Raw genomic sequence first — 1,109 nt, 5'->3', positions numbered from 1 at the left:
GGCTCGGCGTATTGATACAAAGAACAAATAAAGGTTAAGACTTGGGTTAAAAAAATAATTGAGAAGCGATTGCAAGTAGCAACGAATTTGCGCCGTTTGAGGGCTGTGTTACACTTCAATAATAGAGGGGTTCTATAACCTAAATCCCTAAAAAGCCGGTGGGGGGCTGGGGAGTGCCGGTTGAAACCCCGATTCTGCCGTGCTAACTGTCACAAGCGGTGCGGTTTCCTCAGGCAGCGGAAAGTTAGGACGAGTGACGAGTTTTTGGCGGGTGGGGGGTGAGAGGTGCTTGACAAAAAAGCCCAAGTGCGATAAGGGGCTTTAACCGGCAGGAGGAGGCATGTTATCCCTCTTCTGTAAAACAAGGATGAAAGCCCTAAGCGCAAGCAGGACGCGATAGGGTCCTTCTTTCGTTGCCTCAAATCCCGCAAATCGGTAAAATTGCCCATTGGGCATTTGTCCTAAACTAACTGTTTATTGCTATACCAATCACGAAAGCACGGAAGTCTCGTCGGACACATTTACGCCATTTACGCCCGAGAGAAATTGGTCGCCTGATGTAAAAAATCCCAGCTTGCAACAGTGTGCTGCCTAGGGGCTAGCCAGTCTCCACCCGGCGGTTCAGGAGTCGCTCCCACAAAGGTGGCCGGTGCTTCAAAAATACACGAAGTATCCGAAGAATGCCATTTACGGCTTAGTCGCCCAAAACCTGACAGCGGCTGAAGTCACCAATATTGCCAAAAAAGCGACAATCGTTCTCCACCCGGGACAAACCTTGCGGTTTCTGATGAATGGTTTCTTTTGGGACTACGGGAATAACAGTGGCAGCCTTAAGGTCAGCAGGTCAGGCGTCAGTTTAGTTTTCGTCGATCCGATAAAAGCGGTGACGCTAAAGCCAAAACTGCAACCGGCTGACTTGCCGCGCAACAGCCACTTCGGCTATTCTGTAGCCATCAGCAGCAATTGGGCAATTGTCGGGGCGCATGCAGCCGGCGCTCTCTGCCAAGCCAATGCAGGGGCGGCCTATCTTTTCCAGTGTGAGGGCGGCGTTTCGCAGCCAAAGCCAAAACTGCAACCGGCTGACTTGCCGCGCAACAGCCACTTCGGCT

2 protein-coding genes are annotated in these 1,109 nt (G+C 51.5%); one reads left to right on the top strand and one right to left on the bottom strand.

Features of this window, described 5'->3' with window-relative positions; all coding sequences use genetic code 11:
• Nucleotides 1–147 precede the first annotated feature (147 nt).
• Nucleotides 148–306, bottom strand: a complete 159-nt coding sequence (locus OSC10802_RS50195; protein ID WP_155968000.1) for a hypothetical protein — start codon at nt 304–306, stop codon at nt 148–150.
• Nucleotides 307–649: 343 nt separating this feature from the next.
• On the opposite strand from OSC10802_RS50195, the gene OSC10802_RS40690 reads away from it, so the two are divergent.
• On the top strand, nt 650–1,109 hold a 460-nt coding region (locus OSC10802_RS40690), incomplete at its 3' end, for an FG-GAP repeat protein (RefSeq protein ID WP_044170158.1).

The organism is Kamptonema formosum PCC 10802 (assembly GCF_000332335.1).
Lineage (GTDB): Bacteria > Cyanobacteriota > Cyanobacteriia > Cyanobacteriales > Oscillatoriaceae > Oscillatoria.
The sequence above is the reverse complement of the archived record's forward strand: the minus strand, read 5'-3'. Positions and strand labels throughout refer to the sequence as shown.